Origin of the sequence: Geitlerinema sp. CS-897 (assembly GCF_028368005.1) — a bacterium.
In the GTDB taxonomy this organism is placed as follows: domain Bacteria; phylum Cyanobacteriota; class Cyanobacteriia; order Cyanobacteriales; family Geitlerinemataceae; genus Baaleninema; species Baaleninema simplex.
This window is the reverse complement of the sequence record NZ_JAQNCQ010000339.1, coordinates 1-5,387: the sequence shown is the minus strand read 5'-3', so window position 1 is coordinate 5,387 and position 5,387 is coordinate 1. Positions and strand designations below refer to the sequence as shown.

Below are 5,387 nucleotides of genomic sequence, written 5' to 3'. Positions count from 1 at the left end.
CTTCCCAAACTCGGGGAAGCCTGTAGCGTGGTAATCCCGAGCCAAGCTCCGAAATCGGAGAAGGTGTAGAGACTCGATGGGAAGCACCCTAACAGTACGGCTGAGGGTGAAGGGAGAGTCCAGACTACAAACTGACGAAAGCTCAGGCAGTGAAAACTGTAGTAGTACGCATAACCCGAAGGTCGGTGGTTCAAATCCGCCTCCCGCCATTTTTAAAAAGCCTCGTAGTTTCAAACTGCGGGGCTTTTTGATTGGCCGAACGATGAAAGAGGAAATGAAACACGATACGAAGCGAGAGGCTTGGGAACTGTTCGAGCGCTGTCCTAACGACCCGAGAGAGGGAAGGGACACGGTAGTATAGGGGTATACGAACGGCCTTCGGGGCGTAGAAAACTTTATAACGAAAAGTAGTGTAGGTATGGCAGGGACGTTGAAACGACCGATCCTAATCGGGGGAATCAGTCTTTCCTTCGCGTTGTGGTTGCTCGAAAGCCTCGATCGCTCCGTTGGAGAGTTTGGCGAGTGGGGGGTTTTGGGACTCATCGCCGTCGGTGCTGGGGCGTGGTGGTTAAAGCAGCGATCGCCCGAACCGCTACCGGAAATCGTTCCAGAAACGATCGCGAGATCGGACGCCGAACGAATTCTCGAGAAAGCGAAAACCCTCCTCGATCGCTTATCCGAAGAAAGCGAAACCCCTTGCGAGGATCTCCAACAGCGTTGGACGCAACTGTACGACAACCTCGATCGCACCGGCATCAAACTTGCGATCGTCGGCAGTAAAAGCGTCGGAAAAACGGCTCTGGCGAAGGTACTGCACCAACACTGGCTGCAAAATAACGATCGAGTCGAAATCGACGAAGTTCCTGCCTTCTTTCGCCATGACGAAGCCGACAATCTCCAAGATGCCCTCACCGCCGATTTAGTCGTATTTCTCATCGACGGCGACCTCACCGACAGCGAACGTCAAGTGTTGCAACACCTGCGCCAGCAGCGACAAACCGTCCTTCTGGCGTGGAACAAAGGCGATCGCTACGATCGCCCCGAACGGGATGCCGTACTCGCTCGCGTTCGCAGCAACGTCGCCCAGATTCTCGATGAAGACTGCGTTTGCACCGTCGCCGCCGCCCCCGATGCGATCGAAGTGCGACGCCACCAAAGCGACAACACCGTTGTCAGCACTCGCGAAACCCCCGAACCCGAAATTTCAGACTTAACTCAAATTCTCGATCGTCAATTGGCGAACCGTTCTCCCCTCGTCTGGGGAACCGTCTACCGCCAAGCGCGACTTTTCAAAAACGACGTAAAAACTCGCCTCAACGCCGTTCGTCGCGATCGCGCCTTACCTATCATCACTCAATATCAATGGGTTGCCGCCGCGACTGCCTTCGCCAACCCCGTCCCCGCCCTCGATTTATTGGCAACCGGTGCCATTAGCGCCCAACTCGTCCTCGATTTAGGCAATCTCTACCAACAGCGACTGTCCGTACAACAAGCACAAGCCGCAGCGGGAACCTTGGGCAGCCTCATGGTAAAACTGGGACTGGTAGAACTTTCAACGCAACTCATCAGTACCGCCCTCAAACACAATCCCGTTACCTTCGTCGCGGGGGGAACCGTCCAGGGTCTCAGCGCCGCCTATTTAACCCGTATCGCCGGGTTGAGCTTGGTGGAATACTTCGAGCAGCAGGAGGTGGAAAACCCGGCTACGTCGGTCGATGGCGAGCGTTTAGGCAGCATTCTACAAAGCGTCTTCAACAACAACCAGCGCATGACCTTCGTGAAATCTCTGGTACGTCAAGGGATCGATCGATTCTCTGCCAAATCCCCCGAAGATGTGGTGATGGGGTGATGTGTCGGTGGGGGCGGTGCGTGACGCGGTAACATCCCATTGACCGGAGTTCAGCCACATTTTCCGGCCGCGTCACACACCCTACCGATTCTCTCCCCCTCTCCCCCTCCCTCTCTAAAGAGGAATCACGCCAAATTCGGGGGGATGTTCGATTTTTTCTGTTGCAAATAGCTTTGCAGTTGCAGGCGAACGGCGCGTTGAAGGTCTTCCCGCTTGACTTCCGTGCCAGTTTCGCGGTTTCCTGGCATTTCAAAGAAAATCAAACTGTCCACTCGATCGAACGCTAACATCTGAAATAACAAATGCGTCACGGGAAGCGGTGCGGCGATGAGTTCCCGTTCCGTGGTTTGCGGGCGACTGGTACGAGCGTCTTCGAGAGATGGAAATCCATACACCACCGACTTCTCTAAATCGGGATTGGCGCGATTGCTCAACGTCGTCGTCAACCAATTGCCATCGGGAGTTTGTAAAATATAGTACTCGCGGTGTCGCAGTTGCTCGGCGAGGGCTTTCAAAACTGGTGCGATCGCTTCGATCGCCTGGGGAGTCGAGCCGTCGCGGGGGGCGTTCTCGATAAGCGTTTGAATTTGCGTGTCTAAACTCATACCTGGAAAAAAGTTCCGTCAGAACAGCCGTTCTCGCCAAAAACTCTGAAGATTTTCAAACGAACGCCGTTAGCCGAGCAAGCGTTTCCGCTATCCTACCAACAACAACCATACACGATCGCCTCGCCTCGGCGAGACCGCTCGATCGACGTCACTGTTACTACGCTATGCCCGAATCAGTCACGACTCAAACTCCATCCTACACCGCCTTAAGCGTCGCCCCCGCTCGAGTGTTGCGCGGAGACGGCATCCTGTCCCAAATCGCCGAACCCGTTGCCCGACTCGGACGGCGTCCGATCGTCGTGGCCGGCCATCAGACGTTAGACCTTGCCCGAGAGCGCGTTTGTCCGGTTTTAGAACGTCACCACCTCGCTGTCGCTAGCACCTCCTACGGCTGCGACTGTGACGAAACCGGCTTGGCGGCGATGGAAGACGTGGTGCGATCGCACGATGCGGATGTTATCGTCGGCGTCGGTGGTGGAAAAGCACTAGACGCTGCCAAACTCCTCGCCCACCGCAGCCAACTCCCCGTCGTTACCATTCCCACCTCCGCCGCCACCTGTGCCGCCTGGACGGGACTGTCCAACGTCTACACTTCCGAAGGGGCGTTTCGCTACGACGTTCCCCTCACCCAATGCCCGGACTTACTCGTACTCGACTACGACCTCGTTCGCCACGCTCCCCAACGGACGCTCGTTGCCGGAATCGGAGACGCCCTGGCCAAATGGTACGAAGCCTCTGTCAGTAGCGGCAGTTCCGATCGCACCCTCATCGTGGCCGCCGTGCAACAAGCCCGAGTTTTGCGCGATCTCCTCCTGCAAAAATCCGCCCGAGCGATCGCCGAACCGGGAAGCCCAGCATGGCGCGAAGTAGTCGATGCCAGCGTTCTCTTAGCGGGTGCGATCGGTGGACTGGGGGGCGCTCAATGCCGCACCGTCGCCGCCCACGCCGTCCACAACGCCCTCACGCACCTGTCACAAAACCGCAAGACCATCCACGGCGAAAAAGTCGCCTTCGGCATCCTCGTCCAACTGCGCCTCGAAGAAACGGTGCAACAGAACCAACTGGCCGCCGCCGCTCGCCAACAACTGCTGAAGTTCTACGATGAAATCGGACTGCCGAAAACTTTAGCGGATTTAGGCATGGCAGAGGTTTCCCTCTCGGAATTAGAACGGGCGGCCGAGTTGGCCTGCGTTCCCGAATCGGATATCCATCACTTGCCGTTTCCCGTCGAACCCGCTCAGGTTATGGCGGCCATGGTTTCGACTACCGCATCTTGTCTGACTTGCGGCGCGGCCAGAGATCGATCGCCCCTCAAAACCTGATAGAGTAAAAGGTCTGTTCTTCGTCCACGTTCCCCAATGGTTTTGGATTGGATCGGCCCGGCGGATCGGGTGCAAGCATTACCTCCCTATGTGTTCGCGCGTCTCGACGAGTTAAAAGCACGAGCGCGAGAGCAGGGATTGGATTTAATCGATTTGGGTATGGGCAACCCCGACGGGGCGACGCCCGAACCCGTCATTGAAGCGGCGGCGAAAGCGTTACGCGATCCGGCCAATCACGGCTATCCTCCCTTTGAGGGAACGGGCAGTTTTCGACGCACGATCGCCACTTGGTACGAGCGGCGGTACGGCGTCAAACTCGATCCTGAAGGGGAAGCGTTACCCCTACTCGGATCGAAGGAAGGACTGACGCATTTAGCCCTGGCATATCTCAACCCCGGCGATTTGGTTCTCGTGCCGAATCCGGCTTATCCGGCGCACTTTCGCGGTCCGTTGATTGCTGGGGCGCGGGTTCATAGCATTATGTTGAAGCCCGAAAACGACTGGGCGATCGACCTCAATTCGATTCCCGAAGACGTGGCGCGGGAAGCGAAGGTGATGTATTTCAACTATCCCAACAATCCCACGGGAGCCACGGCACCGCGCGAGTTTTTTGAAGAGGTGGTGGCGTTCGCCCGTCACTACTCGATTCTGTTGGTTCACGATTTATGCTATGCCGAGTTAGCTTTCGACGGCTATCAACCGACGAGTTTGTTGGAAATCGAAGGTGCGAAAGACATCGGCGTGGAATTCCACACCCTCTCGAAAACTTATAATATGGCCGGGTGGCGTGTTGGGTTTGTCGTGGGCAATCGTCACGTGATTCAAGGGTTGCGAACTTTAAAAACTAACTTGGATTACGGTATTTTTGCAGCGTTACAGTCGGCAGCAGAAACAGCGCTTCAATTACCAGAAATCTATTTAGAAAAGGTTCAAAAACGATACAGCAGTCGTCGAGATTTCTTGATTTCTGGCTTAGAAAAACTCGGCTGGACTGTTAGAAAACCCTTGGCGACAATGTATTTATGGGTTCCCTGTCCGCCCGGAATGGGTTCGACGGATTTCGCACTGACGGTTCTGCAAAATACGGGCGTTGTCGTGACGCCGGGGAACGCCTTCGGTGAGGGCGGTGAAGGCTTCGTGCGGATTAGTCTGATTGCGGAGCTAGAACGCCTGCAAACGGCGCTCGATCGCCTTGAAGAAGCCGGAATTCGCTTTGACGCCAAGTTGGCGTAAATTGATTTAAACGGGGTGCGATCGCTCCCCTTTCAAAGATTCTCAAAATTCCAAACAATCCCAAAAAACCCCGTAGAGTCTGTGTATGCAAGGACTCTACGGGGAAAATTTTTGAGTCTTGAGGTAGCAGCCCACTGACTGCATTACGGTGACGCCGACAGCCTACGGCGGCGGTGGGAAAATTGGGATGCAAGACTGAAGATGAAGTGAGATAATTAATGCGCCGAGCGCCATCCGAAACCATTTCGGATGGCACTGGGAGCCTTAATTATTAAAGAAAAATTGGGAATAAGCGACCGAGAAACTGTCGAACAAATTAAAGAAAACCCTTACCTACAGTATTTTATCGGGGAAAATAGTTATCGAAATGAAGCG

At 55.1% G+C, this 5,387-nt stretch carries 5 protein-coding genes and 1 pseudogene; 4 read left to right on the top strand and 2 right to left on the bottom strand.

Annotation, left to right across the window (positions count from 1 at the left end; all coding sequences use genetic code 11):
- Positions 1–194 (bottom strand): hypothetical protein (locus POG22_RS21645; protein WP_498907085.1); only part of this gene is annotated, 194 nt, incomplete at its 3' end.
- 236 nt (positions 195–430) lie between these two features.
- Here POG22_RS21645 and POG22_RS21640 point away from each other — a divergent pair.
- Positions 431–1,849, top strand: coding sequence for a slr1306 family protein (locus tag POG22_RS21640; RefSeq protein ID WP_498907084.1), 1,419 nt, complete (start codon positions 431–433; stop codon positions 1,847–1,849).
- Positions 1,850–1,974: 125 nt separating this feature from the next.
- Here the strand turns inward: POG22_RS21640 and POG22_RS21635 are convergent, their stop codons facing one another.
- Positions 1,975–2,454 carry a hypothetical protein gene (locus tag POG22_RS21635; protein ID WP_498907083.1) on the bottom strand — a complete coding sequence of 160 codons (480 nt, stop codon included), beginning with the start codon at positions 2,452–2,454 and terminating at the stop codon, positions 1,975–1,977.
- A gap of 167 nt (positions 2,455–2,621) precedes the next feature.
- Between POG22_RS21635 and POG22_RS21630 the strand changes: the two genes are divergently transcribed.
- The 3 genes and pseudogenes from POG22_RS21630 to POG22_RS21620 all read left to right on the top strand — a co-directional run.
- Positions 2,622–3,779, top strand: a complete 1,158-nt coding sequence (locus tag POG22_RS21630; RefSeq protein ID WP_498907082.1) for an iron-containing alcohol dehydrogenase family protein — start codon at positions 2,622–2,624, stop codon at positions 3,777–3,779.
- A 36-nt stretch (positions 3,780–3,815) separates the two neighbouring features.
- Entirely contained in the window at positions 3,816–5,012 is a 1,197-nt protein-coding gene (locus POG22_RS21625) for a pyridoxal phosphate-dependent aminotransferase (protein ID WP_498907081.1), read from the top strand.
- Between the two features lie 237 nt (positions 5,013–5,249).
- Positions 5,250–5,387 (top strand): annotated as a pseudogene (locus tag POG22_RS21620) (transposase); the annotation flags it as partial.